Consider the following 26,105-nt stretch of genomic DNA (forward strand, 5'->3'; position numbering starts at 1 on the left):
GCGGCGGGGAGGGACCTGACGGGCTGAGCGATCCGGTGGGCGACGTCGGCGACCGGTTCGGACCGGCGGAGGCCTTCGTGTTCGCCTCCGCCTGACCGGCCGACCGGCCGACCGAGCGGCACTCCCCCGCGGCTCGCCGCGGTCAGGCGGCCGGGACGATCCGCTCGACGACGGTGTCGACCAGCGCCGCGAGGCCGTCGACGCCCAACACCTCGGGCAGGGTGAGGTGTTCGAGGATCAGGCCGGTCATGGCGAGGTAGAGCACGACGACGGTATCCCGGCCGCCGGGGAAGCCCTCGTCCAGGTGGTAGGCGATGTTGGCCTCCAGCTGCTCCCGGACGGTGGCGGTGAGCTGGGCCCGCAGTTCGGGGCGGCGGGTGGCCTCCAGGCGCAGTTCGAGCAGCGCGAGGTAACCGGCCCGGTCGGCGGTGATGCGGCGGAGCAGGTCGTGCATCAGGGCGGTGACCAGCGCGCGGTCACGGGGGGCGCGCAGCAGCTCGGCGAGGACCGCCGGGTCCGGGGTGAGCCGGTGGTGGATGTGCCGGGCGGTCTGGTGCAGCAGGTGGTCCCGGTTGGCGAAGTAGTTGGAGGCCGTGCCGTTGGGGACGCCGGCCTGGACGTCGACCGCGCGGAAGGTGAGGCCGCGGGCGCCCTCGCGGGCGAGGACCTCGATGACGGCGTCGGCGAGCGCGGTGCGGCGAGCGGGGTTCTGGACCATGGATCGATTCTCTCCTTCGCCATCACCCTGCCAACCACTACGCCTGAAGTACTATGATTGGAGTTGTTCGCGGGGGGTGCCGAACCGGCCCTCCCCGTCACCCGGACCTGCCGTCCGGCCCCCGTTCCCGACCCCGAGGACCTGCATGCGCAAGCTCAGCTACTTCGTCGGCGCCAGCATCGACGGCTTCATCGCGGCGCCGGACGGCGACCCCGACTTCCTGATGCCGTTCGTCACCGAGGACTACGCCCCGACGCTCTTCACCGAGTACCCCGAGACCATCCCCACCCCCGGCCGCGCGGCGGTCGGCATCGCGGAGGCCCCGAACAAGCGGTTCGACACCGCGCTGATGGGCCGCCGCACCTACGAACCGGGGCTGGCGATCGGTCTCACCAGCCCCTACGCTCACCTGCGGCAGATCGTCTTCTCCCGCACGCTCGGCACCAGCCCGGACCCGGCGGTCGAGGTCACCGCCGAGGACCCGCTGGGCGTCGTCCGGCGCCTGAAGCAGGAGGACGGGCTCGGCCTCTGGCTCTGCGGCGGCGCCGACCTGGCCGGCCGGCTGCTGCCCGAGATCGACGAGCTGATCGTCAAGCAGTACCCGGTGGTGGCCGGGTCGGGCGTTCCACTGTTCTCCGCGGACTTCGCGCCCCACTCCTTCACCCTCACCGACAGCCGGATCTTCGAGCGCGGGAACGTCGTGCTCACCTACGAGCGGACTGCCCCTTCGCCGGCCGGGTCGGCTTCGTAGTCCGGGGCGGCTTCGTGGTCCGAGTCGGCTTCGCAGTCCGGGACGGGCGGCTCCGGCTCCGGCTGCCGCTCACCACCAGGCAGACGCCCACCACCACGATCGCGCCGCCGGCGAGGGTCGGACCGGTCAGCGGCTCGGACAGGATCAGCCAGCCCAGCAGCACCGCCACCACCGGGTTCACGTACGCGTAGGTGCCCACCAGGGTCAGCGGGGCGTCGCGCAGCAGCCGGGAGTACGCGGTGAAGGCGAGCAGCGAGCCGAACAGCACCAGGTAGGCGAGGGCCAGCCAGGACCGGCCGGAGATCGCCCCGAGATCGAGCCCCCGCTGCTCGCCGCGGACCAGGCCGATCAGCAGGTCGCAGAAGCCGCCGGCCAGCATCTGGTAGACGCTCGCGGCGAGCACGTTGCCCGGCATCGGGATCTTCTTGCTCGCGAAGGAACCGGTCGCCCAGAGCATCGCGGCGCAGAGGATCAGGACCACGCCGACCGGCTTGACCGACCCACCGATCGCGGGGGCCGACAGGACGCCGAGGCCGACCAAGCCGAGCAGCACTCCGGCGAGTTCGGCGGGCCTCGGGCGGTCACCGCCGAGCGCCGTCAGCACGACCATCCAGAGCGGGACGGCGGCCACCAGCAGGGCGGCCAGGCCGGACGGGACGGAGGTCTCGCCGAGGACCACCAGCCCGTTGCCGCCGGTCAGCAGGAGCACGCCGACCAGCGCGGAGGAGGCGAGCTGACGCGGACCCACCTTCAGGCCCGCCGGGCCCTGCCGCACCAGGAGGTAGCCGGCCAGCAGCAGGCCGGCGGTGATGAACCGGGCGGCGGCGGAGAGGAAGGAGGGCATCGTCTCCACGGTGATCCGGATCGCCAGGTAGGTGGAGCCCCAGACGATGTAGACCACCAGGAGGGCCAGCCAGACCGCGCCGCCGAGCCGGGGGGTGGGGTGGGTGTCGGCGGGCGGGAGCGGGGCGGGGGCGCCGGGGTCGGCCGGGTCGGCGGGGTCCGCCGAGGCCGGGCCGGGGTCGGCGGTGGCCGGGCCGGGGGTGGCCGAGGCGGGGCCGGGAGTCGCGGCCGGTTGGGAGGAAGCGGAGGGTGTCATGTGTGTCCCCCTTGGACGGTGCTGGCTGAACAGTCGCCATGACAGCGCATGGAGGGCCCGGAGCGCCAGCCGGTATCAGGAATCGGACCACAGGACGTACCGTGGGCGCTCCCCGGCGAGGAGGCCGAACCCGTGTCCGCATCCGAGGAGGCCCTGCCGTTCTTCGTGTACGGCACTCTGCGCAGCGACGGCCGCAACCACGCCGTCCATCTCGCCGGGCGCTGCGCCGACGTCCGGCCAGCGGTGCTGGAGGGCGCCGCGCTGCACGACGGCCCCGGCTTCCCGTACGCGGTGCCGGACCCGGCGCCCGGGCGCCGGATCACGGGCGAGCTGGTCACCGTGCGCCCGGGCGCGTACGCCGGGGCCCTGGAGAGCCTGGACCGGCTGGAGGAGTGCCGGGCGGACGGGACCGGGCTGTACGTGCGACGGCGGATGACGGTGCGGACGGCGGCAGGTGAGCTTCGGGAGGCCTGGGTCTACCTCGCCGGGCCGGCCGCGGCGGCTCGGCTGCGGGCACGTCCGGCGCTGATCGAGTCGGGGGACTGGGCGGAGCGGTGAGCGGGTGGCGGCGAACACGGAACAGAGTTTGAAATCTGTTATCTGTTATCTGAAATCTGTCGGCTGTCGGCTGTCGGCTGAAATCTGTCAGCCGTTTTCCATCGCCCGCGTGATCCCGGCACCGAAGCGCCCGCATACCGCCAGGTAGGCTGCCCCGGCCGGCAGGATCGCCGGCCCGCACCATCGCAGGACCGAACGACGAGGAGCCATCCGGTGCCCGAGCTGCCACCCCCGATCACCGTCGTCGGGATCGGGGCCGACGGCTGGCCCGGCCTCGCCGCCGGTTCCCGGGCCGCGCTGCGGGAGGCCGAAGCCGTCATCGGCGGCCCCCGCCAGCTGGACCTGCTCCCCCGCGACGAGGTCACCGCCGAGCGCGTCCCGTGGCCGTCCCCGCTGCGCCCGGCCGTCCCCGGGCTGCTCGCCGCCCACGCCGACCGCCGCGTCGCCGTCCTGGCCAGCGGCGATCCGATGTTCTACGGCATCGGCCGCACTCTCGCCGAGACCGTCGGCGCCGAGCGCCTGCGCGTCCTGCCGCACCCCTCCTCCGTCTCCTACGCCTGTTCCCGGCTCGGCTGGCCGCTGGAGGCCACCGAGGTGGTCAGCCTGGTCGGCCGCCCGCTGGACACCCTCTCGCTCGTCCTCCACCCCGGCCGCCGCCTGCTGGTGCTCAGCGCCGACGCCGCCACCCCGGCCGCCGTCGCCGAGCTGCTCACCGCCCGCGGCTACGGCACCGCCCGCCTGCGGGTGCTCGAACAGCTCGGCGCCCCCGCCGAACGCCACCTGGACGGTCCCGCCGACGGCTGGCCGCACCCGCCCGGCGACCCGCTGAACGTCATCGCCGTCGACCTCGGCGACGGCCCCCGCACCTCACTCGTCCCCGGCCTGCCCGACGCCGCGTACGAGAGCGACGGGCAGCTCACCAAGCGCCACGTCCGCGCCGCGACCCTCGCCACCCTGGCCCCCTCCCCCGGCGAACTGCTCTGGGACGTCGGCGGCGGCTCCGGCTCGATCGCCATCGAGTGGCTGCGCGCCCACCGCGACTGCCGTGCCGTCAGCATCGAGCGCGACCCGGCACGGGCCGAGCGGATCGCCCGCAACGCCGCCGCCCTCGGCGTGCCCCGGCTCCGGGTGGTGACCGGGCCTGCCCCCGCGGCGCTCGCCGAACTCCCCGCCCCGGACGCCGTGTTCATCGGCGGCGGCCTCACCGCGCCCGGCCTGCTGGACGGTTGCTGGGCCGCGCTGCGCCCGGGCGGCCGGATCGTCGCCAACACCGTGACGCTGGAGTCCGAGGCGCTGCTCGCCGAGTGGTACCGGCGCCACGGCGGGGAGCTCGTCAAACTCTCCGTCGCCCACGCCGTCCCGGTGGGCGGCTTCACCGGGTGGCGCCAGGCCATGCCGGTCACCCAGTGGTCCGCCGTCAAGCCCGACGCCCGCGAGCCCGACGCCCACAAGCCCGACCCCGTCAGGCCCGACACCCCTCAGGAGAACGCCTCGTGACCGTCCACTTCATCGGAGCAGGCCCGGGCGCCGCCGACCTGATCACCCTGCGCGGCCAGCGCATCCTGGCCCGCGCCGAGGTCTGCCTGTACGCCGGCAGCCTCGTCCCGCGCGAGCTGCTGGACGAGTGCCCGCCCGGCGCCCGGCTGATCGACACCGCGCAGCTCAACCTGGACCAGATCACCGCCGAGCTGGTCGCCGCCCACGAGGCCGGCCAGGACGTGGCCCGGCTGCACTCCGGGGACCCGTCCGTCTTCTCCGCCGTCGCCGAGCAGATGCGCCGCCTGGACGCGGCCGGCGTGCCGTACGAGGTGGTCCCCGGCGTGCCCGCCTTCGCCGCCGCCGCGGCCGCGCTGAAGCGGGAGTTGACCGTCCCGACCGTCGGCCAGACCGTCATCCTCACCCGGATCGCCAAGCGCGCCACCCCGATGCCCGAGGGCGAGGACCTCGCCACCCTCGGCCGCAGCGGCGCCCTGCTGGTGCTGCACCTGGCCGCCGGCTACGTGGACGACGTGGTCGAGCAGTTGCTCCCGCACTACGGCGCCGACTGCCCGGCCGCCGTGGTCGCGATGGCCAGCCGCCCCGACGAACTGGTGCTGCGCGGCACCGTCGGCGACATCGCCGAGCAGGTCAAGGCGGCGGGCGTGGTCCGCACCGCCGTCATCATCGTCGGCCGCACCCTGGCCGCCGGGCAGTTCCGCGACAGCCACCTCTACTCGGCGGACCGCGAGCGCCCGCACGAGCCCTGCGGGGCGTGATGCGCCACCTGCTCATCCTCGGCGGGACCACCGAAGGGCGGACGCTGGCCGCCGAACTCGCCCCGATCGCACACCGGGTCACCAGCTCGCTGGCCGGCCGGGTCGCCCAACCCCGGCTGCCCGTCGGGGAGGTGCGGATCGGCGGCTTCGGCGGGCCCGAGGGCCTGGCCGACTGGCTGCGCGCGGAGCACGTGGACGCGGTGGTCGACGCCACCCACCCGTTCGCCGCCGGCATCTCGCGGAACGCCGCCCTCGCGGCCGCCGCCACCGGCGTCCCCCTGCTGGTGCTGCGCCGTCCCGGCTTCACCAGGGCGGACGGGGACCGCTGGCTCCCCGCCCCCTCGCTCGCCGCGGCGGCCGACCTGCTGCCCCGTCGCGGGGAGCGGGTCTTCCTGACCATCGGCCGGCAGGGCGTCGCCGCCTTCTCCCATCTCGACGGGCTCCACTTCCTCGCCCGCTCGGTGGACCCACCCGAGCCCCCGGTGCCGCCCTCGTTCGAAGTCCTGCTGGACCGCGGGCCGTTCACGCTGGAGGGCGAACTGTCGCTGCTGCGCGAACACCGGATCGACCTGCTGGTCACCAAGGACAGCGGCGGCGCCGCGACCGCCCCCAAGCTCACCGCCGCCCGCCGGCTCCGGCTGCCCGTCGTCATCGTGGAGCGCCCGCCGGTCCCCGCCGGCGTACCGGTCGTCCCGGACGTCCCGGGCGCGGTCCGCTGGCTGGAGCAACTGCGGTAGAACCAGCACGACCACGGCCCCCGCCGTGGTCGCCGTGAAATTCCGGGCGGGCTCGTCGCGCGCGGGGCAGGATGGCCCGATGACCGATGATCAGCGCACCCGGACTCCCCGCACCGCCGACGAACGCGCCACGCTGGCAGGCTTCCTGGACTACCAGCGCGACACCCTCGCGATGAAGTGCGCGGGCCTCACCACGGAACAGCTCCGCGCCCGCGCACTGGAACCCTCGGGGCTCTCCCTGCTCGGCCTGGTCCGCCACCTCGCCGAGGTGGAGCGCAGCTGGTTCCGCAACGTCCTCAACGACGAAGGCCAGCCCGGCTTCTGGAAGCATCCGGACGGGTCCTTCGCCGAGTTCGACACCGACACCGCCGACCCGGACGAGGCCTTCGCCGTCTGGCGCCGCGAGTGCGACCACGCCAGGGAACTCGTCGCCGCCGCGGAGTCGTTGGACGTCCTGGGCCACTACGGCGAGGAGGTCTTCTCGCTCCGCTGGATCCTCACCCACATGATCGAGGAGTACGCCCGCCACAACGGCCACGCCGACCTCCTCCGCGAACACCTCGACGGCACCACCGGCGAGTAGCGCCGGACGGCCGGCACCGGGAATTGGGCTGGTCCGGGAGCGGCGCTCGGTCCGGGCGTTGAACAACCCGGTGTTCGTGGAGTACCTGAACACCGGGCTGGAGGTTGCCTTGTTGCTGACCGGCCTCGAAGGGTGAGGCCGGTCAGCGACATGACGGACTGTCAGATGTCGCGGAAGGTCTCGATCTGGGCGCCGATGGAGTTGAGGCGCTCGGCGAGGTCCTCGTAGCCGCGGTTGATGACGTAGACGTTGCGCAGGACGGAGGTGCCCTGGGCGGCGAGCATCGCGAGCAGGATCACCACGGCGGGGCGCAGGGCCGGCGGGCACATCATCTCGGCGGCGCGCCAGCGGGTCGGGCCCTGGACCAGCACGCGGTGCGGGTCGAGGAGCTTGACATCCGCGCCCAGGCGGGTCAGCTCGGTCAGGTAGATCGCGCGGTTGTCGTACACCCAGTCGTGGATCATCGTGGTGCCGTGCGCGGCCGCGGCGATGGCGGCGAAGAACGGCACGTTGTCGATGTTGATGCCGGGGAACGGCATCGGGTGGATGGTGTCGATCGGCGCGGTCAGCTTGGAGGGGCGCACGGTGAGGTCGACCAGGCGGGTGTGGCCGTTGTGGGCCCGGTACTCGGGGGTGCGATCGTAGTCGAGACCCATGCCCTCCAGCACCGCGAGCTCGATCTCCAGGAACTCGATCGGCACCCGTCGGATGGTCAGCTCGGAGGAGGTGACGACGGCGGCGGCGAGCAGGCTCATCGCCTCCACCGGGTCCTCGGCCGGGGTGTAGTCGACGTCGCAGGTGATCTCGGGGACGCCGTGCACGGTGAGGGTGGTGGTGCCGATGCCCTCGATCTTCACGCCCAGCTTCTCCAGGAAGAAGCAGAGGTCCTGGACCATGTAGTTGGGCGAGGCGTTGCGGATGACGCTGACGCCGTCGTGCCGCGCGGCGGCCAGCAGGGCGTTCTCGGTGACGGTGTCCCCGCGCTCGGTCAGCACGATCGGGCGGTCCATCGGGGCACCCGGCTCGACCGAGGCGTGGTAGGCGCCGCCGGTGGTGGCGACCTCCAGGCCGAAGCGGCGCAGCGCCGTCAGGTGCGGCTGCACGGTGCGGGTGCCGAGGTCGCAGCCGCCCGCGTACGGGATGGCGAAGGACTGGGCGCGGTGCATCAGCGGGCCGAGGAACATCAGCACGCTGCGGGTGCGGCGGGCCGCCTCGACGTCCATCGCCGCGAGGTCCAGCTCGGCGGGCGGGGTGAGTTCGAGGTCGCGGCCGTCGTTGATCCAGCGGCTCCTGACGCCGATGCTGGTGAGCACCTCGAGGATGCGGTAGACCTCCTCGATCCTCGCGACGCTGCGGATCGTGGTGCGGCCGGTGGTCAGCAGCGAGGCGCAGAGGATCGCCACGCAGGCGTTCTTGCTGCTGCGGACGTCGATCGCGCCGGAGAGCCGGGTGCCGCCTGCGACGCGCAGGTGCATCGGGCCGGAGTAGCCGAGGGAGACGATCTCGCTGTCGAGGGCTTCGCCGATGCGGGCGATCATCTCAAGGCTGACGTTCTGCTTGCCCTGTTCGATGCGGTTGACCGCGCTCTGGCTGGTTCCGAGCGCCTCGCCGAGCTGCGCCTGAGACCAGCCACGGTGCTGGCGCGCGGTGCGGATGAGGGTGCCGATACGGGTGAGGTAGTCGCCTGTCACTCGCCAGACGATATCTCATGGTTGAGATGACGACAGAATCGGGGATCGGCGCGCTGCTCCATTTGCCCGATTCTCGCCCCGTATGGACGTCAGTTCTTCACATCACCAGGTGATGTTGTCGCGCCATCGTGACACTCGTGACATTGTCACGCCCCGAGCGGCTCCGCCCGGCCGACGACGGTGCCCGCCCGGTCGATGCAGATGACGTCCACCGCGACCGGCGAGCCCAGCAGCACGCCGAGCGCCGTCGCCCGGGCCGCCTCGGCGACCAGATCCCCGAGCGGCACCCCCGCCGCACCGCACAACTGCACCGCCTCCAGTGCGGTGTTGGCGCCCGCGACCGCTGTGGCCAGCGCCTCGTCCGCCCCGCCCCGACGGGCCAGTTCGGCCAGGTACCCCTTGTCCACCTGGGAGCGCGCCGAGTGCAGGTCGAGGTGGCCGGCCGCGAGCTTGGACAGCTTGGCGAAGCCGCCCGCGATGGTCAGCCGGGGCACCGGGTGGCGCTTGAGGTACTTGAGCACGGCACCCGCGAAGTCGCCCATGTCCAGCAGCGCGTCCTCGGGCAGCCCGTGCTCCGCGACCGCGACCTTCTCCGAGGTCGAACCGGTGCAACCCGCCACGTGGGTGCGCCCGGCCGCCCGGGCCACGTCCACGCCGCGGCGGATGGAGTCGATCCAGGCCGAGCAGGAGTAGGGGACGACCACCCCGGTCGTCCCGAGGATGGACAGGCCGCCGAGGATGCCGAGCCGGGGGTTCCAGGTGGAGCGGGCGATCTCCGCACCGTGGTCGACGGAGATCTCGACCACCACGTCCCCGCTGCCGCCGTGCACGGCTGCCACCTGGGCGACGGCGTCCCGGATCATCTGCCGGGGCACCGGGTTGATCGCGGGCTCGCCGACGGGCAGCGGAAGACCGGCCTTGGTGACCGTCCCCACCCCTGGACCGGCCCGGAACACCACCCCGGTGCCGGGCTCGCCGGACCGTACGGTCGAACGGACCAGTGCGCCGTGGGTGACGTCGGGGTCGTCGCCCGCGTCCTTGACCACTCCGGCCATGGCGGCGGTCCGCTTCTCGACGCCCGGCTCTTCGGTTGCGGCCGGCTCCCCGGCGACGGTTCGCTCATTGTCGACGGGCCGCTCATCGTCGACGGCTGACGGCTTGCCGCCCGTCAACGGCTCGCGGACGGTCAGCTCCTCGGCGGCGAGGGCGAAGGCGGGCTGCTGCCCCTTGGGCAGGGTGATGACCACCGGGTCCGGGAACTCGCCGGTGAGCAGCGCGGTGTAGGCGGCCTTGGTGGCGGCGGTGGCGCAGGCGCCCGTCGTCCAGCCGGGCCGCAGGCCGCTGCTCTTCAGCTGGCCTGCCCGGCCGCCCGCTCCGGATTCCGCCCCGGCTCCCGCTGCGGCCACCTGCGCCCCGTTTCCGACGGCGCCCGCGCCGTCCTGCTCCGTCCCGGCGTCCGCACCGGCCGCCGTCGCCGATTTTCCCCCACCCGGCCGGGCCGGACCCGACCGGGGTGGCGGTCGCCGGGTCGGGCGCGAGCTGCGGGGATGCCGCTCCGCACCCCGGCGGGCGAGCCCCGAGCAGCCGGGCGAGCCGGGGCTGCACCCGTGCGCGAGACGCGGAGGAGGCGCCGCTCCGCGTTCCCCAAGAGTTCGCTGCACGACTCTCGCCGCCACGCCTACCAGTGAGTAATCTGGCGGTCCGCCAGAAGCGGGTTCATGACAGACGTGGGCCCGGACGAGGGCTCACCTCCTCGCCGGGCCATCAGCATGTGGGGGTTTTTGTGGCAGGGATGAGTCGGCGCACGTTCCTCACCGGTACGTCGGTGGCCGCCGCCTGGTCGGCCTTGTCGCTGGGCGGCGCGCAGTTCGCCTCGGCCGCGGCGCGCGACCGGGCGCTGGCGACGACCGCCGCACGGGCGGTCAAGGTCACCGGGACGACGCTGGAGCAGGTGGCCACGCCGGTCGGCACCGGCGGCTACAAGCGGCTGACGGCGGGACCGGGCTGGCCGCTGGTGGTGCGCGGAGACCTCGCGGCGGCGGCCACCGGACGGGACGACCGCAGAACCGGCCTGGCCAGCTTCGTCCAGTTCAGCGACCTGCACCTGGTGGACACCGAGTCCCCGGTGCGCTTCGAGTACCTGGCCAAGCTCAACGGCAGCGCGTACCGGCCGCAGGAGGCCCTGAACGCCCGCGGTGTCTCGGCGCTCGTCGAGCGCGTCAACTCGCTCGCCGGCGGCCCGTACACCGGGATGCCGTTCAGCATGGTGATGACCACCGGTGACAACACCGACAACCACGAGGTCGCCGAACTCGACTGGTACCTCAAGGTCATGTGCGGCGGCCGGCTGGCTCAGAGCACCGGCGACCCCGGCCGCTACGAGGGCGTCCAGAACTCCGGCAACGCCGCCTACTGGAACCCCGAACTCGCCTACAGCGACGGCTACAAGGCGAAGGGCTTCCCGCAGATACCCGGCTTCCTGTCCGCCGCCGGCCGGCCCTTCGACGCGCCGGGACTGCGCACGCCCTGGTACACCACGGTCGGCAACCACGACGACAGCATCGAGGGCTCGCTGCCCGACCTCGGGCTGCTGAACGACCTCTACACCGGCCAGTACAAGCTGGAGGGCTGCGACGACGCCACGGCCGCCCAGCTGATGGACTCGCTGCGCCGCGACCCGGCGGGCGCCGTGCTGCTGCTGGCGAAGCTGATCGCCAACGGCGAGGCGGTGCGCCGGATCACCCCGGACGAGCGCCGGAAGCCGTTCACGCTCAAGGAGTTCGCCAAGGCCCACCTGAACCCGGCGGTCACCGGCGCCGGTCCGTACGGGCACGGCTTCACCTCGGACATGGCGAACAGCGGCAAGCTCTACTACACCTTCCGCATCTCGGAGAAGGTGGTCGGCATCAGCCTGGACACCACCAACCAGGCCGGGTTCGCCGACGGTTCGCTGGGCACCGCGCAACTGCGCTGGCTGGAGCAGCAGTTGCAGGCGCACAGCGGGCACTGGTACGACGCCGACGGGCGCAAGGTGACCGGTGGGAGCACGGACGAGCTGGTCCTCGTCTTCAGCCACCACACCAGCGGCACGATGGGCAACCTGCTGCCGGACCCGCGCAACGTCTTCGAGAAGCGGCACGACGGCAACGAACTGGTGGCGCTGCTCCAGCGCTACCCGAACGTGGTCGCGTGGGTGAACGGGCACACCCACATGAACAAGATCACGCCGCACGGCCACGCGGTGCCGGAGCGGGCGTTCTGGGAGGTCAACACCGCCTCGCACATCGACTACCCGCAGCACGGACGGATCATCGAGATCGCGGACAACGGGGACGGCACGCTCTCGCTGTTCACCACGCTGATCGAGTCCTCCGCGCCGTACGGGACGGACTTCGGCGGCACCTCGGACGCCAACCTCGCCGCGCTCTACCGCGAGCTGTCGTACAACGACCCGAACGGCCGCCCGACGGCGCTGCTCGGCGCGGGCCAGGACCACAACACCGAGCTGCTGATCGCCAAGCCGACCCGGTAGCGGTCGGGGGGCGGGGGGCGGGGTTCGGGGCGCGGGACGTGGGCGGGGCCGACCGGCTGAGGACAGCTGACAGCTGACAGAAAACGGATGACAGATGACAGCGAACAGATTTCATCATCTGTTCGCTGTCATCTGTCGCCCGTCACTCCTCCGGGTAGCGCCGAGGGGTCCAGACGACCTCCACGCCGCCGCCCCGTTCGACCGCCCGGGTCTGCGAGGAGCCGATCAGCAGGATGGTCCGCATGTCGACCAGCGCCGGGTCCAGCTCGCCCAGCCGGACGATCCGCACCCGCTCGGTCGGGCCGCCGACGTCGCGGGCCATCACCACCGGCGTCTCCGGCGCCCGGTACTCCAGCAGGAGGTCCCTGGCGAGCCCGACCTGGGTGGTCCTGGACCTCGACCCCGGGTTGTACAGCGCGAGCACCAGGTCCGCCTCGGCGGCGGCGCGCAGCCGCTTCGCCACCACGTCCCACGGCTTGAGCCGGTCCGAGAGCGACACCGTCGCGTAGTCGTGCCCGAGCGGGGCGCCCGCCCGGGAGGCGGCCGCGTGGGCGGCGGTCATGCCGGGGAGCACCCGTACCGGGATGTCCCGGTACGCCTCCTCACAGGCGACCTCCAGTACCGCGGTGGCCATCGCGAACACCCCGGGGTCCCCCGAGGAGACCACCGCGACGCGGTGCCCGCGCCGGGCCAGGTCGAGGGCGAACTCGGCGCGCTCCGACTCCACCTTGTTGTCCGAGCCGTGCCGCTGCTGCCCCGGCCGCTCCGGCACCCGGTCCAGATAGGTGGTGTAGCCGACCAGGTCGGTCGCCTGGGCCAGCGCCCCGCGCGCCTCGGCGGTCAGCCAGAGCGGACCGGCCGGCCCGGTGCCGACCACGGTCACACTGCCGACGCCGTCCGACAGCCGGACCTCCGGCTCCAGCGGCGCGACCCTGCTCGGCAGCACCGCGACCGAGAAGTACGGCACCGTCTCGTCGTCGACCTCCGTGAGCGGCAGGACCCGCTCCCCCGCCATGAAGGCCCGTTCCACGTACTGCGCGTCGGCCAGTCGCCCGGCCCGCTCCAGGGCCCGGCGGACGGTCGGGAAGGTGCGTCCCAGCTTCATGATCACGGCCGAGTCGGCGGCCGCGATCCGCGCCGTCAGCTCCTCCTCGGGCAGCGTGCCCGGGATGACGGTGAGCGTCTCCTCGGCCTCGGTCAGCGGCTGCCCGAGCCGGGCGGCTGCCGCGCTGAGCGAGGTCACGCCGGGCACCACCTCGGTCGGGTAGCGGTGCGCGAGCCGCTTGTGCATGTGCTGGTAGGAGCCGTAGAAGAGCGGATCGCCCTCGGCGAGGACCACCACGTCGCGCCCGGCGTCCAGGTGGGCGGCCAGCCGGGCGGCGGCCTCCTCGTAGAAGTCGTCCAGCGCGCCCCGGTAGCCGCCCGGGTGGTCGGTGCTCTCGACGGTGAGCGGGTAGACCAGCTTCTCCTCGATCTGGCCGCCCGCCAGGTACCGTTCGGCGATCGAGCGCGCGATGGACCGGCCGTGCCGGGCACTGTGGTAGGCCACCACGTCGGCCTTGCCGATGAGTTCGGCGGCGCGGACGGTCACCAGCGACGGATCGCCCGGGCCGAGCCCGACGCCGTACAGCCGACCCGTGGGATTCTGACGCTCCGTCATTCTTCTTCGCTCGCAATCGCGTTGACGGCGGCGGCGGCCATCGCGCTGCCGCCGCGCCGACCGCGCACCACCAGGTGCTCCAGGCCGGAGGGGTGCTCGGCCAGGGCCTGCTTGGACTCGGCGGCACCGATGAAGCCGACCGGGACGCCGATCACCGCGGCCGGTCGCGGCGCGCCCGCCTCGATCATCTCCAGCAACCGGAACAGCGAGGTCGGCGCGTTGCCGACGGCCACCACCGCGCCCTCCAGCCGGGGCAGCCACAGCTCCATGGCCGCGGCGCTGCGGGTGTTGCCCATCACCCGGGCGAGATCGGGCACCGACGGGTCGGCGAGGGTGCAGATCACCTCGTTGTCGGCGGGCAGCCGCTTGCGGGTGACACCGCTCGCGACCATGTTGACGTCGCAGAGGATCGGCGCACCGGCGCGCAGCGCGGCGCGCGCGGAGGCGACCACGCCGGGCGAGTACACCAGGTCCCCGACCAGGTCGACCATCCCGCAGGCGTGGATCATCCGCACCGCGACCTGGGAGACGTCCGCCGGGAGGGCGGCCAGATCGGCCTCCGCGCGGATGGTGGCAAAGGACTGGCGGTAGATGGACGCGCCGTCCTTCTCGTACTCGATCACTTCGTGGTCCTCCTGGCCGCGGCAACAGCCTCGGCCATCTCCTCGTTCGTCACATCGACGCCCGTCACGTGGACGTTCGTCGCATCGGTGCTCGTCACATCAATGCTCATCGGATCAGTGCTCGTCGGATCGGCGCTCACCTGATCAGCGCTCGTCGGATCGGCGACGGTCGCGGTCGCCGTCGCGCCCACGCGCGCCCCGTTCACCGTCACCCGGTAGCCGCGCCCGGTCGCGAGCACGTCCACCCACCGCCCGGCCGGGTGGCCGCAGCGCCGTTCACAGCCCGACCAGTGGACGGGCAGCCCCGCACCGGCCCGCACGGCAGTACCGGCGTCCAGCGCCCGGGCCGCGTCCGTGCGGACGTCGGCCAGCGACTTGGCGCAGCCAGGCAGCCCGGTGCACGCGGTGGCCCGTTCCCAGGCCGAGCCCGGCTCGGTACGGAACCCGGCCGCGGCGAGCGCGGGCAGCCGGTCGGCCGTCGCGCCGGGCAGCACCGCCCCGCGCCAGGGCGTCAGCCGCAGTTCGCCCGCCGAGGCGGCAACCAGCGCCCGCCACTGCCCGGCGCTCGCCCGGCCGAAGCGCAGCCCCACCGAGAGCCCGCCGGGCAGCGCGCCGACGGCGGGCACCGAGCCGGCGAAGGCCGGCAGCGGCACCGAGCCGGCCGGCCGCAGTTCGGGCACCTCGCGCAGGTGCCAGGCCTTGCGTCCGTTCGTCCGCAGCGCCTCCAGGAAGGAGCGGGCCGCGTCCAGCACGGCCGTGACCTCCTGCCCGGCCTCGACCGGGTGCCCGTGACCGTCGCGTCCGAGGCGCAGCAGCCGGGTGCCGTCCGGGCCTGCGATCAATGTCACATCGGCGTCGAGCGCGGCGACGTCGCCCCGCCCGTCGTCCAGCGCGAACAGGAACTTGCCGGAGAGCCCGGCCGCCCAGCCGCTCGCGCACAGTCGCGCGTCCAGTTCCCGCACCCAGGCCTGCACATCGGCGCCTCCCGAGGCGCCTGCGGAAGCGGTGCCCGAGGCGGTTCCCGAGGCGATCCCGGCGGCGTCCTCGACCGCGCCCAGTCCGGCCAGCGGCGAGGCGACGATGTTGCGGACCCGCTCGTGGGTGTCCGAGGGCAGCAGGGCGACGGCGCGCAGCCGCTCGGCGAGTTCGGCCGCACAGTGCGAAGCCAGGCCGCGCAGCTGGACGTTGCCGCGCGAGGTGGTCTCCAGTTCGCCGTCGCCGAGGACCTCGGACGCCTCGGCCAGCGCGAACGCCTGACGGTCCGTCAACAGGCCGCCGGGCAGGCGGATCCGGGCCAGGGCGCCGTCGTCGGCCGCATGCAGACGAAGCGCCCCGGGGCAGGCGTCCGCACGCCCCCGGTCGGGCACCTCCCGGTCGGGTCCTGCGGCGCCCGGCGCGATGGCGTCGGGTGTCGGTGGCATGGCGGCGAGCATACAGATGATCCGATCGCTTGCCTCCGTCCGCTGCATCACACCCCGGCCTCGCGGCCCGCCCCTCGCGTCGGCGTCCGAAAGCTCACCCTCCCCCAGGTCAGCCGCACCCCGTACGATGCTGGCGGGCGGCCCCCGCGGGCCGTCCGTACGCCAGCGACGGCGCAGGGGAGGAAACCGGTGCGAACCCGGTGCGGTCCCGCCACTGTGACCGCGGTTCACCGGTAGACCGGTCGGCCCGCGGAAGCCAGGAACTCCTGCCGTCCTCTCACCGGCCCGGGGCGCGGACCCCGAGGAAGGCAGAAATGTCCCAGCGCTGTCGCATGCCCGCGCTCGCGTCCCCGGCCGCCACCACGGCCGTTCCGGCCACCGTCACGACCGCTCCGGTCGACGCCCCGGCCGTCCAGGCCGCCACCGCGGCCGACCCGGCCCAGATCCCGGCCACCCTGGCCACCGAAGAGGCCGGGAGGGCCTTCGCATGATCCTGCTGCTGTCGACGTCCGACACCGACCTGCTCAGCGCCCGCGCGTCCGAGGGCCCGGTGCGCTACCGGCTCGGCAACCCGGCCCGGCTCACCCCGGACGACCTGCCCGCACTGCTGGAGGGCACCGAACTCGTCGTGGTCCGCCTGCTCGGCGGGCGCCGCGCCTGGCAGGAGGGCCTGGACGCGCTGCTGGCCGGCCCCCGCCCGGTGGTGGTGCTGACGGGTGAGCAGGCCCCCGACGCCCAGCTGATGGAGCTGTCCACCGTCCCGGCCGGCATCGCCGCCGAGGCGCACGCCTACCTCGCCCACGGCGGCGCGGCCAACCTGGCCGAGCTGGGCGCGTTCCTCTCCGACACCGTGCTGCTGACCGGCCACGGCTTCGCCCCGCCCGCCTCCGCCCCGGCCTGGGGCCCGCTGGAGCGCGAAGCCCGTACGAGCGAGGGCCCGACCGTCGCGGTGCTCTACTACCGCGCCCACCACATGAGCGGCAACACCGCCTTCGTGGAGACCCTCTGCCGGGCCGTCGAGGACCGGGGCGCCCGGGCCAGGGCCTACTACTGCGCCTCGCTGCGCGGCGCCGAGCCCGAGCTGCTCGCCGCGCTCGGCGAGGCGGACGCGATCGTCACCACCGTGCTCGCGGCCGGCGGCACCCGCCCGGCCGACGCCCAGGCCGGCGGCGACGAGGAGGCCTGGGACGCGGGCGCGCTGGCCGCCCTCGACCGCCCGATCCTCCAGGCGCTCTGCCTCACCTGGTCGCGCGCCCAGTGGGAGGCCAGCGACGACGGCCTGTCCCCTTTGGACACCGCCACCCAGATCGCGGTGCCGGAGTTCGACGGCCGGCTGATCACCGTCCCGTTCTCCTTCAAGGAGCTGGACGAGGACGGCCTCACCGTCTACGCCGCCGACCCGGAGCGCGCCGCCCGGGTGGCCGGCACCGCCGTCAAGCACGCCCGGCTGCGGTACGTCCCGGCCGCCGAGCGCCGGCTCGCCCTGGTGTTGTCCGCGTACCCGACCAAGCACTCCCGGGTCGGCAACGCCGTCGGCCTGGACACCCCGGCCAGCGCGGTGCGGCTGCTGGAGCGGCTGCGCGCGGAGGGCATGGACCTCGGCGACGACCTGCCCGGCTTCCACACCCGCGCCGACGACGAGGGGCACGAGGGCGACGCGCTGATCCACGCCCTGATCGCGGCCGGCGGCTACGACCAGGACTGGCTCACCGAGGACCAGCTGGCCCGCAACCCGGTGCGCATCCCGGCCGCCGACTACCGCCGCTGGTACGCCACCCTCCCGCAGGGCCTGCGCGAGCACGTCGAGGAGCACTGGGGCCCGGCCCCCGGCGAGCTGTACGTCGACCGTTCGCAGAACCCGGACGGCGACATCGTGCTGGCCGCGATCCGCTCCGGGAACCTGCTGGTGCTCATCCAGCCGCCGCGCGGCTTCGGTGAGAACCCGGTCGCCATCTACCACGACCCCGACCTGCCGCCCAGCCACCACTACCTGGCCGCCTACCGCTGGATCGAGGCGGCCCGGGAGGACGGCGGCTTCGGCGCCGACGCCGTGATCCACCTCGGCAAGCACGGCAACCTGGAGTGGCTGCCCGGCAAGACCGCCGCGCTGTCCGCCGAGTGCGGCCCCGACGCCGTCCTCGGCGACCTGCCGCTGGTCTACCCGTTCCTGGTCAACGACCCGGGCGAGGGCACCCAGGCCAAGCGCCGCGCCCACGCCACGCTCGTCGACCACCTCGTCCCGCCGATGGCCCGCGCCGACTCCTACGGCGACATCGCCCGCCTGGAGCAGCTGCTGGACGAGCACTCCAACATCGCCGCGATGGACCCGGCCAAGCTGCCCGCGATCCGCGCCCAGATCTGGACGCTGATCCAGGCCGCCAAGCTCGACCACGACCTCGGCCTGGCCGAGCGGCCCGAGGACGACGGCTTCGACGACTTCCTGCTGCACGTCGACGGCTGGCTCTGCGAGGTCAAGGACGCCCAGATCCGCGACGGCCTGCATGTCCTGGGCCAGGCCCCGGCCGGCACCGACCGGGTCAACATCGTGCTCGCCATCCTGCGCGCCCGGCAGATCTGGGGCGGCGTCAGCGCGCTGCCCGGCCTGCGCGAGGCGCTCGGCCTGGACGAGTCGGCCCCGACCCTGGGCGCCACCGACGCGGCCGAGGCCGAGGCCCGCGCCCTGGTCGAGGCGATGGAGGCGGAGGACTGGGCGCCCGAGGCGGTGGAGAAGGTCATCGTCGCACTGCCGGAGGCCGTCCGGGACGCCGTCCGCGAGGTGCTGGCCTTCGCCGCCACCCAGGTGGTGCCTCGACTGGCCGCCACCACCGACGAGCTGGACGCCGTGCTGCACGCGCTCCAGGGCGGCTTCGTCCCGGCCGGCCCGTCCGGCTCGCCGCTGCGCGGCCTGGTCAACGTGCTGCCGACCGGCCGCAACTTCTACTCGGTCGACCCGAAGGCCGTCCCCAGCAAGCTCGCCTGGGAGACCGGCCAGGCGCTCGCCGCCTCGCTGGTCGAGCGCTACCGCGCGGACAACGACGGCGCCTACCCGCCCTCGGTCGGGCTCTCGCTCTGGGGCACCAGCGCGATGCGCACCGCCGGCGACGACATCGCCGAGGCCTTCGCGCTGCTCGGCGTCCGCCCGGTCTGGGACGACGCCTCCCGCCGGGTCACCGGTCTGGAGCCGATCCCGCAGGCCGAGCTGGGGCGCCCGCGCATCGACGTCACGCTGCGCATCTCCGGCTTCTTCCGGGACGCCTTCCCGCACGTGGTCGCCCTGCTGGACGACGCGGTGCGCCTGGCCGCCGCCCAGGAGGAGGACGACGCGGACAACTTCGTCCGGGCCCACGTCCAGGCCGACCTCGCGGTCCACGGCGACGAGCGCAAGGCCACCGTCCGCGTGTTCGGCTCCCGCCCCGGCACGTACGGGGCCGGGCTGCTCCAGCTGATCGACAGCCGGGACTGGCGCACCGACGCCGACCTGGCCGAGGTGTACACGGTCTGGGGCGGCTACGCGTACGGCCGTGGGCTGGACGGGCGCCCGGCCCGCGAGGAGATGGAGACCGCGTACAAGCGGATCACCGTCGCCGCGAAGAACACCGACACCCGCGAGCACGACATCGCCGACTCGGACGACTACTTCCAGTACCACGGCGGCATGGTGGCCACCGTGCGCGCCCTCACCGGCAAGGCGCCGACCGCCTACATCGGCGACTCGACCCGCCCGGAGACCGTCCGCACCCGCACCCTGACCGAGGAGGCCGCCCGCGTCTTCCGAGCCCGGGTGGTCAACCCGCGCTGGATCGAGGCGATGCGGCGCCACGGGTACAAGGGCGCCTTCGAGATGGCCGCGACGGTGGACTACCTGTTCGGCTACGACGCCACCACGGGCGTGGTCGCGGACTGGATGTACGAGAAGCTGACCCAGGAGTACGTGCTCGACCCGGTCAACCGGGAGTTCCTCGCGGGCGCCAACCCGTGGGCGCTGCACGGGATCAGCGAGCGACTGCTGGAGGCGGCGAGCCGCGGGCTGTGGGAGCAGCCGGACCCGGAGCTGATCGCGCAGTTGCAGGCCGCGTTCCTGGAGACCGAGGGTGACCTGGAGGGCGGCAGCGAGGACTGAGGCCGGGTGAGGCGACCCGGGGCGTGCCCACGGCAGGCCGCCCCGGGTCGATCGCTGCACGACTCGTCGTTTCTGACAGACCGCTCGTTCGACCGGTGCCATGGGTGCCATCAGTTCCATCGGTGCCAGGGGTTCCATCAGTTCCGGAGATGGCGTTCTCTTCACCCGTTCGGCCGATCGGCGTACTGGTGGTACACGCCGTCCAAGCGGACAATACGGGTCATGTCGCGTCGCTCCGCTCCCACCAGCCCGGCCCTGAGCACGCCTGCCGCCGGGGAACGGGAGCCGCACCCGCCGCATCCGTACCGCGCGCGGATCGGCGCGCTGGCCGCCGGGGCGGTGCCGGTGCTCGCCTTCCCCGCCCCCGGGCAGGCCTGGCTGGCCTGGGTCGCGCTCGTCCCCGGACTGCTGCTGATGCAGCGGGCGCCCTCGGGGCGGGAGGCGGCGGTGCGCGGCTGGTGGTTCGGCGCGGGGTTCATCCTGACCGCGATGTACTGGCTGGTCCCGTCCATCGGGCCTGGGCTGCCAGTGCTCGCGGTGCTGTTCGGGGCGCTCCAGGGCGCCGTCGGGTACGCCGTGCACCGGCTGCTGCACCCGCGGCTGACCGCCCGTCGGGCGCTGCTCGCACTGGCGGTCGTGCCGGCGGTCTGGGTGACCACCGAGTACGCGCGTTCCTGGCCAGCGCTCGGCGGGCCGTGGGCGCTGCTCGGAGCGACCCAGTGGCAGCATCCGGCGGTCCTCGCGCTGGCCTCGGCCGGCGGGATCTGGCTGGTCAGCGCGGCGGTGGCGGCCGTGAACACCGGGGTGCTGATCGCGCTGACCGCGGTGCACTGGCGGCCGCGGGCCGTCGCCGCCGGGGCGGCCGTGCTGGTGCTCGCTTCCGGCCCGCTGCTGTTCGCGCTGCGCGAGGCGCCCGCCGGGGACGGGGCGGTGAGCGTGGCGCTGGTCCAGCCCGGCATCGTCGAGGACCCCCGGGCCAGGTTCGAGGCGAGCGCGCGGATCACGGCCGGGCTGGTCGGACAGCCGGTGGACCTGGTCGTGTGGGGCGAGAGCAGCAGCGCCGCCGACCTGGACCGCGACCCGGCCGCGCTGGACGCGCTGCGCGGGCTCGCCGCGACCACCGGCGCCCAGGTGATCGCCGGGGAGGACGCGCGCAAGGCGGACGGACGGATCTCCAAGGACGCGGTGCTGGTCTCCCCCGGCGGTGTGGTGGACCGCTACCGCAAGATCCGGCTGGTGCCGTTCGGCGAGTACATCCCGCTGCGGCCGGTGCTCGGCTGGATCGCCGGGGTCAGCCGGGCGGCGGGCGAGAACCGGGCGCCGGGCACCGCGTTCCACGTGCTGCCGGCCACCGACCGGACGGGCGCGCCGCTGCCGGTCGGGGCGCTGATCTGCTTCGAGTCGGCCTTCCCCGACATGGCCCGCACCGCGGCCCGGGACGGCGCCAGGGTGCTGGTCTACCAGTCGTCGACCTCGACCTTCCAGCGCACCTGGGCACCCGAGCAGCACGTCTCGCTGGCGGCGATCCGGGCCGCCGAGACCGGCCGGCCGGCCGTGCAGGCCTCGCTGACCGGCGTCTCGGCCGCCTTCGACGCCCAGGGCAGGGAACTCGCCCGGCTCGGTACGGACGGCACCGGCGTGCTGACCGTCCGACTGCCGCTCACCGCACCCGGCACGGTGACCTGGTACGACCGGATCGGCGACGTGGTGCCGCTGGGGGCGCTGCTGGTCACGGCGGTGGCGGCGCGGGCGGGGTGGGCGGCGCGCCGGCCGGGCGGGTCGGTGGGGTCGAACCCGCCAGTAGGGCCGGCCCCGCCAGTCCAGCACCGCCGGTAGGGTCGGCCCGGTTCCGGTCAGCCCTCGGTGCCTGCGGTGTAGACGCCGAACGCGGCGCCCTGGGGATCGCGCAGCACCGCGATCCGCCGGCCTCCGGGCACACCGGTGGCGGGCATCAGCACGTCCCCGCCGAGCGCCAGGGCCCGGCTGACGGTGTTGTCGACGTCGGCGACCGCGAAGTACGGCAGCCAGTGCGGCGGCACCTGGGGCGGGAAGCGGTCGTCCATCGTCAGCATGCCGCCGAAGTCCCGGCCGTCCAGGCCCCACTGGGGGTAGTGCTCGGACGGGGCGACGGACCAGCCGAAGACCGCCGGGTAGAAGGCGAGGGCGCCGGCCGGGTCGCGGGTGAGCAGTTCCACCCAGCCGAGCGAGACCGGCTCGTTGAACACCCCGGCGCCGCCGAAGGTGCGGGCCTGCCAGAGGATGAGCACCGCGCCGGACCGGTCGGCGGCCACCGAGAAGCGGCCGAAGTCGGACGCGTCGGTGGGGTCCTTCAGGATCCGGCCGCCGGCCTCCACGACCCTCGCCGCGGTGGCGTCGGTGTCGGCCACCGCGATGCAGACCGTCCAGGCGATCGGCTGCTGCGGCGCGTAGCGCGGGGTGATGGCGGCGGCCGGGGCGTCCCCGACCAGCATCTGGGTGTAGTCGCCGTCCCCGGGGCGTGCCGTGTCGTCCACCCGCCAGCCGAACAGCTCGGTGTAGAAGGCCCGGGCGGCGGCCGGATCGGAGGTGCCCAGCTCGGTCCAGCAGGGGGCGTTGGTGGTCACGGAGGTCTGCTTCATGACGTCTGTCCTCGCAGCTTGCTCGGGAACTCCCGGGTTTTCCCCGCGGTTCTCCCCGCCCCGGCCCCCGCACCGCTGGCCCCAGCATGCGGGGCGGAGACGGAGGGTGGCGGGCGGTGGTGGGCCGAACGGGGGCGGGTGGGGACGGACGGGGACAGGCAGGGGCGAACGGACGAACAGATGACAGCTGACAGATTTCGAAATCTGTCAGCTGTCATCTGTTATCCGTCATCTGTCAGCTGTCATCTGTCAGCCGTCGCCCGCCGGTCCCCGACGGCCGGTCACCGGCGACCGCCGTCAGCCCCGCGCGGCCCTCGCCACCGGGATCCACAGCTCCGCCTCGGCATCGCTCGTCCCCGGGACGGGCCGGGTCCGGAGGATCTCCGGGCCGGGCCGCGCCTCGTACGGGTTGGACGGGAACCACTGGGCGGCCACGTCCCCCCACATCTCCTGCAGGGCCTGCGGGAACGGTCCGGTGTTGGTGAACACCGCCCAGGTTCCGGCCGGCACGTCGAGAACGTCCAGGCCCGCCGGGACGACGACGTCCTCGCGCGCCACCACCGCGTGCCAGTAGTCGAGTTCGGACCCCTCTTCGCGGTTCGGCGAGAAGTCGTCGCTCACCGACACGATGCCGTCCGGCTCGTCCCCGGACAGGGCGGCGATCCGCTGGACCGTCTCCGCTTCGAGCCCCTTGATGAACTCGGCGATCCCCGGGTTGATCCCCAGGTAGATCAGGGTGACCCGGGCCTTCCTGCCGACGATCCGGAAGTCCGGCTTCTCGACGATCCGGTATTCCATGCTGCTGCTTCCCTCCACGATGAGTCGGAAGGACATCCGGGGCTGCGAGACGAGCACCGCACCGTCGCGCCGGGCCTCCCCGGGTCCGACGCCGTGCATGGCCCGGAACGCCCGGGCGAAGGCCTCACCCGAGGAGTAGCCGTACCGGACCGCGATGTCGAGCAACGTCCGCCGGTCGTCCAGGACTTCCGCCCCGGCGACGGTCAGCCTCCGGCGCCGGACGTACTCCGACAACGGCATCCCGGCGAGCATCGAGAACAGCCGCCGGAAGTGGTACTCCGACGTCATCGCGATCCGCGCCAGCCCGGCCACGTCGACCTCACGGTCCAGGTCCTGCTCGATCCGGTCCATCGCCCGGTTCAGGTGCTCCAGCACGTCGACCCCGTCCTTCCCTTACCGACATCCACCGTAGGAAGGACTCACCCTGCCGCACCCGACAATCGGTGCCCGCTCCGGTCGGGCACCGATCGCCGGGTGGCGGCGGTCAACGGCTCAGATCACGCCCTGGGCCAGCATCGCGTCCGCGACCAGCTCGAAGCCGGCGATGTTCGCGCCGACCACGTAGTTGCCCGGGTGGCCGTAGCGCTCGGCGGTGGTGAAGCAGGAGTCGTGGACGTGCTTCATGATCCCGGCCAGCCGCTCCTCGGTGTGCTCGAAGGTCCAGGAGTCGCGCGAGGCGTTCTGCTGCATCTCCAGCGCGCTGGTCGCGACGCCGCCCGCGTTCGCCGCCTTGCCCGGGCCGAAGGCCACACCGGCCTCCTGCAACACCCGCACCGCCTCCGGGGTGGTGGGCATGTTGGCGCCTTCGGCGACCGCCAGCACCCCGTTGCGCACCAGGGCGAGCGCGTCGGCCTCGGTCAGCTCGTTCTGGGTGGCACAGGGCAGCGCGACGTCACAGGGCACGCTCCACACCCCCGGGCCCTCGACGAACCGGACGTGGCTGCCGCGCAGTTCGGCGTACTCGGAGACCCGGCCGCGCCGGACCTCCTTGACCTCCTTGAGCAGCGCGAGGTCGATGCCCTTCTCGTCCACCACGTAGCCGGAGGAGTCGGAGGCGGTCAGCACCGTCGCACCGAACTGCTGCGCCTTCTCGATCGCGTAGATCGCGACGTTGCCGGAGCCGGAGACGACCACCCGGCGCCCGTCCAGGCTCTCGCCGCGGCTGTGCAGCATCTCGGCGGTGAACATGACGCAGCCGTAGCCGGTGGCCTCGGTGCGGACCTGCGCGCCGCCCCAGCCGAGGCCCTTTCCGGTGAGCACGCCGCTCTCGTACCGGTTGGTGATCCGCTTGTACTGGCCGAAGAGGTAGCCGATCTCCCGGCCGCCGACGCCGATGTCACCGGCCGGAACGTCGGTGTACTCGCCGAGGTGGCGGTACAGCTCGGTCATGAAGGACTGGCAGAACCGCATGATCTCGGCGTTCGAACGACCCTTGGGGTCGAAGTCGGAGCCGCCCTTGCCGCCACCGATGGGCAGACCGGTGAGCGCGTTCTTGAAGATCTGCTCGAACCCGAGGAACTTGACGATCCCGAGGTTCACCGACGGGTGGAAGCGCAGCCCACCCTTGTACGGGCCGAGGGCACTGCTGAACTCCACCCGGAAGCCGCGGTTGACGTGGATGTCGCCGGAGTCGTCGGTCCACGGCACCCGGAACATCAGCTGCCGCTCGGGCTCGCAGATCCGCTCGATGATCCGGGCGTCGAGGAGTTCGGGGCGGTGGGCGAGCACCGGGGCCAGGGTCTCCAGCACCTCGTGGACGGCCTGGTGGAACTCGTTCTCGCCCTGGTTGCGGCGGATCACGTCCGCGTAGAGCGCCGCTATCGCGCGCTGCTCGGCGGCGAAGTCTGCGGACGAGGAGGCGGGGGTGGCGGGGGTCGTCGGCATCTGATCAGGACCCTTCCGTGGTCGTCGATGGACTTGCGCAGTGCTCCCGTGGGCCGGGGGGACGTGCCCAGGGAACGGTGGAAGTCTCGCAGTGTCCACACCCCGGTTTCCGCACCATCCACATGCTGGAAGCCCTGGTGGGAACGGACGGGGCTGGTGGGGCCCTGTGGACCTCCGCAGTCGGGCCCGGTCCCACCGGCCCCTAGTTGTTCAAATTGGAACTACCTAGTACGGTCGATCTCCGACCCACCACGATCCGTCCGGGTCCGATCGACCCCACCTCGATCCGGTACGCCCCGGTCCGGCTCACATCCGACCGTTCGCCCCGGTTCGTCCACCACCGATCCACGGAGGCCCACCCATGCCGCAGCCCGGCTCCGCCACGGTGCGCTCGCGTGTGCGCATCCCGCTGACCTTCCCCGACGGCTTCCGCGCCGAGGCGGAGGTCTTCACCTTCCGCGGCCTCGCCGACGGCGCCGAGCACCTGGCGCTCGCGCTCGGTACGGCCCCCGAGGGCGGGACGCCACTGGTCCGGCTGCACTCCGAGTGCCTGACCGGCGACGTCTTCGGCTCGGACCGCTGCGACTGCGGGCCGCAGCTGCGCGAGTCGGTGGAGCGGATCAGCGAGGCCGGCGGGTACTTGCTCTACCTGCGGCAGGAGGGCCGCGGCATCGGGCTCTACAACAAGCTGGACGCGTACGCCCTCCAGGACTCCGGCCTTGACACGTACGACGCCAACACCGCGCTCGGCCTGCCCGAGGACGGCCGGGACTACACCGCCGCCGCCCAGATGCTCGCCGCGCTCGGCGCCACGGACATCGACCTGCTGAGCAACAACCCCGACAAGGCGGCGCAGCTGGCCGAGCTGGGGGTGGCGGTGCGGCACCGGGTGCCGACGGGCGTGCACCTGTCGGCGAGCAACATCCGCTACCTGCGGGCGAAGGCGGAGCGGACGGGGCACACGATCGAGCTCTCCCGGCTGGTCGGCTGAGCGGTCGTACGGTCCCGCGGCCGGCGGACCGCACGGTCTGCCGACCGCTGCCGGACGTCCGACGGC

The 26,105-nt window shown here is 73.5% G+C and carries 21 protein-coding genes and 1 riboswitch; of the genes, 11 read left to right on the plus strand and 10 right to left on the minus strand.

Going from position 1 to position 26,105, the window contains the following annotated elements; translation table 11 throughout:
* Positions 1 to 142 precede the first annotated feature (142 nt).
* Positions 143 to 718, minus strand: coding sequence for a TetR/AcrR family transcriptional regulator (locus tag ACIQOW_RS23375; protein WP_401087877.1), 576 nt, complete (start codon positions 716 to 718; stop codon positions 143 to 145).
* A gap of 145 nt (positions 719 to 863) precedes the next feature.
* Here ACIQOW_RS23375 and ACIQOW_RS23380 point away from each other — a divergent pair, with 145 nt between their 5' ends.
* Complete coding sequence (locus ACIQOW_RS23380; protein ID WP_401087879.1) at positions 864 to 1,469, plus strand: dihydrofolate reductase family protein; 606 nt, start codon at positions 864 to 866, stop codon at positions 1,467 to 1,469.
* Here ACIQOW_RS23380 and ACIQOW_RS23385 read toward each other — a convergent pair.
* Positions 1,423 to 2,568: an EamA family transporter gene (locus ACIQOW_RS23385; protein WP_401087881.1), complete on the minus strand. Its 1,146-nt coding sequence runs from the start codon at positions 2,566 to 2,568 to the stop codon at positions 1,423 to 1,425. The genes ACIQOW_RS23380 and ACIQOW_RS23385 overlap by 47 nt on opposite strands.
* 132 nt (positions 2,569 to 2,700) lie before the next feature.
* Between ACIQOW_RS23385 and ACIQOW_RS23390 the strand changes: the two genes are divergently transcribed.
* The 5 genes from ACIQOW_RS23390 to ACIQOW_RS23410 all read left to right on the plus strand — a co-directional run bounded on the left by ACIQOW_RS23390 (position 2,701) and on the right by ACIQOW_RS23410 (position 6,701).
* Complete coding sequence (locus ACIQOW_RS23390; RefSeq protein ID WP_401087883.1) at positions 2,701 to 3,126, plus strand: gamma-glutamylcyclotransferase family protein; 426 nt, start codon at positions 2,701 to 2,703, stop codon at positions 3,124 to 3,126.
* 213 nt (positions 3,127 to 3,339) lie between these two features.
* Positions 3,340 to 4,623 carry a precorrin-6y C5,15-methyltransferase (decarboxylating) subunit CbiE gene (cbiE, locus tag ACIQOW_RS23395; protein ID WP_401087885.1) on the plus strand — a complete coding sequence of 428 codons (1,284 nt, stop codon included), beginning with the start codon at positions 3,340 to 3,342 and terminating at the stop codon, positions 4,621 to 4,623.
* Positions 4,620 to 5,381 (plus strand): precorrin-4 C(11)-methyltransferase, encoded by a 762-nt coding sequence (gene cobM, locus ACIQOW_RS23400; protein WP_380692874.1) that lies wholly within the window; start codon positions 4,620 to 4,622, stop codon positions 5,379 to 5,381. The genes cbiE and cobM overlap by 4 nt, the downstream gene beginning before the upstream one ends.
* Positions 5,381 to 6,118, plus strand: coding sequence for a cobalt-precorrin-6A reductase (locus ACIQOW_RS23405; protein ID WP_401087888.1), 738 nt, complete (start codon positions 5,381 to 5,383; stop codon positions 6,116 to 6,118). The genes cobM and ACIQOW_RS23405 overlap by 1 nt, the downstream gene beginning before the upstream one ends.
* Positions 6,119 to 6,197: 79 nt before the next feature.
* The gene (locus ACIQOW_RS23410; protein WP_401087890.1) at positions 6,198 to 6,701 is read left to right on the plus strand and encodes a DinB family protein; all 504 of its coding nucleotides are present in this window, start codon (positions 6,198 to 6,200) and stop codon (positions 6,699 to 6,701) included.
* A 161-nt stretch (positions 6,702 to 6,862) separates the two neighbouring features.
* Here ACIQOW_RS23410 and ACIQOW_RS23415 read toward each other — a convergent pair whose 3' ends face one another.
* Both ACIQOW_RS23415 and ACIQOW_RS23420 read right to left on the minus strand, forming a co-directional pair.
* Entirely contained in the window at positions 6,863 to 8,392 is a 1,530-nt protein-coding gene (locus ACIQOW_RS23415) for a UDP-N-acetylglucosamine 1-carboxyvinyltransferase (RefSeq protein ID WP_188297505.1), read from the minus strand.
* A 146-nt stretch (positions 8,393 to 8,538) separates the two neighbouring features.
* On the minus strand, positions 8,539 to 9,798 hold the full coding sequence (locus ACIQOW_RS23420) for a cobalt-precorrin-5B (C(1))-methyltransferase (protein WP_401087892.1): 1,260 nt from the start codon (positions 9,796 to 9,798) through the stop codon (positions 8,539 to 8,541).
* 386 nt (positions 9,799 to 10,184) lie between these two features.
* Between ACIQOW_RS23420 and ACIQOW_RS23425 the strand changes: the two genes are divergently transcribed.
* Positions 10,185 to 11,924, plus strand: coding sequence for a TIGR03767 family metallophosphoesterase (locus ACIQOW_RS23425; protein ID WP_401087894.1), 1,740 nt, complete (start codon positions 10,185 to 10,187; stop codon positions 11,922 to 11,924).
* Positions 11,925 to 12,066: 142 nt separating this feature from the next.
* Here ACIQOW_RS23425 and ACIQOW_RS23430 read toward each other — a convergent pair whose 3' ends face one another.
* Genes ACIQOW_RS23430 through ACIQOW_RS23440 form a run of 3 tightly spaced genes read right to left on the minus strand, consistent with a single transcriptional unit; the run spans position 12,067 to position 15,628 of the window.
* Entirely contained in the window at positions 12,067 to 13,584 is a 1,518-nt protein-coding gene (locus ACIQOW_RS23430; RefSeq protein WP_401087896.1) for a precorrin-2 C(20)-methyltransferase, read from the minus strand.
* Entirely contained in the window at positions 13,581 to 14,207 is a 627-nt protein-coding gene (locus ACIQOW_RS23435) for a precorrin-8X methylmutase (RefSeq protein WP_401087898.1), read from the minus strand. Before ACIQOW_RS23435 ends, ACIQOW_RS23430 begins: the two co-directional genes overlap by 4 nt.
* The gene (locus ACIQOW_RS23440; protein ID WP_401087900.1) at positions 14,204 to 15,628 is read right to left on the minus strand and encodes a hypothetical protein; all 1,425 of its coding nucleotides are present in this window, start codon (positions 15,626 to 15,628) and stop codon (positions 14,204 to 14,206) included. The genes ACIQOW_RS23435 and ACIQOW_RS23440 overlap by 4 nt, the downstream gene beginning before the upstream one ends.
* A 179-nt stretch (positions 15,629 to 15,807) precedes the next feature.
* A riboswitch (cobalamin riboswitch) is annotated at positions 15,808 to 15,894 on the plus strand.
* 48 nt (positions 15,895 to 15,942) lie between these two features.
* On the opposite strand from ACIQOW_RS23440, the gene ACIQOW_RS23445 reads away from it, so the two are divergent.
* The 3 genes from ACIQOW_RS23445 (at position 15,943) to lnt (ending at position 21,584) form a co-directional block, all read left to right on the plus strand.
* Entirely contained in the window at positions 15,943 to 16,119 is a 177-nt protein-coding gene (locus ACIQOW_RS23445) for a hypothetical protein (RefSeq protein ID WP_401087902.1), read from the plus strand.
* Positions 16,116 to 19,748, plus strand: coding sequence for a cobaltochelatase subunit CobN (gene cobN, locus ACIQOW_RS23450; protein WP_401087904.1), 3,633 nt, complete (start codon positions 16,116 to 16,118; stop codon positions 19,746 to 19,748). Before ACIQOW_RS23445 ends, cobN begins: the two co-directional genes overlap by 4 nt.
* 222 nt (positions 19,749 to 19,970) lie before the next feature.
* Positions 19,971 to 21,584 carry an apolipoprotein N-acyltransferase gene (lnt, locus tag ACIQOW_RS23455; protein WP_401087906.1) on the plus strand — a complete coding sequence of 538 codons (1,614 nt, stop codon included), beginning with the start codon at positions 19,971 to 19,973 and terminating at the stop codon, positions 21,582 to 21,584.
* Positions 21,585 to 21,601: 17 nt separating this feature from the next.
* On the opposite strand, the gene ACIQOW_RS23460 is transcribed toward lnt, so the two are convergent.
* The 3 genes from ACIQOW_RS23460 to gdhA all read right to left on the minus strand — a co-directional run bounded on the left by ACIQOW_RS23460 (position 21,602) and on the right by gdhA (position 25,048).
* Positions 21,602 to 22,366: a VOC family protein gene (locus ACIQOW_RS23460; RefSeq protein ID WP_401087908.1), complete on the minus strand. Its 765-nt coding sequence runs from the start codon at positions 22,364 to 22,366 to the stop codon at positions 21,602 to 21,604.
* A 297-nt stretch (positions 22,367 to 22,663) separates the two neighbouring features.
* Positions 22,664 to 23,539, minus strand: a complete 876-nt coding sequence (locus ACIQOW_RS23465) for a GyrI-like domain-containing protein (protein WP_401087909.1) — start codon at positions 23,537 to 23,539, stop codon at positions 22,664 to 22,666.
* 117 nt (positions 23,540 to 23,656) lie between these two features.
* Positions 23,657 to 25,048 (minus strand): NADP-specific glutamate dehydrogenase, encoded by a 1,392-nt coding sequence (gene gdhA, locus ACIQOW_RS23470; protein WP_401087911.1) that lies wholly within the window; start codon positions 25,046 to 25,048, stop codon positions 23,657 to 23,659.
* 361 nt (positions 25,049 to 25,409) lie between these two features.
* Here gdhA and ribA point away from each other — a divergent pair, with 361 nt between their 5' ends.
* Positions 25,410 to 26,039 carry a GTP cyclohydrolase II gene (ribA, locus tag ACIQOW_RS23475; RefSeq protein WP_401087913.1) on the plus strand — a complete coding sequence of 210 codons (630 nt, stop codon included), beginning with the start codon at positions 25,410 to 25,412 and terminating at the stop codon, positions 26,037 to 26,039.
* Positions 26,040 to 26,105: the final 66 nt, after the last annotated feature.

It is taken from the genome of Kitasatospora sp. NPDC091335 (genome assembly GCF_044757205.1).
Lineage (GTDB): Bacteria > Actinomycetota > Actinomycetes > Streptomycetales > Streptomycetaceae > Kitasatospora.